The organism is Pseudomonas sp. BJa3 (assembly GCF_026343815.1).
GTDB classification, from domain to species: Bacteria; Pseudomonadota; Gammaproteobacteria; order Pseudomonadales; family Pseudomonadaceae; genus Aquipseudomonas; species Aquipseudomonas soli.
In genome coordinates this window covers 1-253 of record NZ_JAOXMC010000376.1, presented here as the reverse complement: position 1 = coordinate 253, position 253 = coordinate 1, and the positions used below count along the sequence as shown (strand labels likewise).

The 253-nt window shown below is 69.6% G+C and carries 1 protein-coding gene; it reads left to right on the top strand.

Features of this window, described 5'->3' with window-relative positions:
- On the top strand, positions 1-253 hold a 253-nt coding region (locus tag OH705_RS28080), incomplete at both ends, for a hypothetical protein (protein ID WP_267303549.1).

Below are 253 nucleotides of genomic sequence, written 5' to 3'. Positions count from 1 at the left end.
GGAGGACCCGGTGTTCTTCCTCGCCGGCGGCCCCGGCCAGTCGGCGGTTCAGGTGTGGCCGGCCATCGACGGCGCGTTCCGCGAGGTGCGCAAGTCGCGCCACATCGTGCTGGTGGACCAGCGCGGCACCGGCAAGTCGAACCCGCTGTCCTGCAAGGACGACGAAGGCCGCAACGCCTACGGCGATGCCGAAGACATGAGCGAAGGCTCCGCGGTCGAATTCGCGCGTGCATGCGCCGCTTCGTTGAAGGCC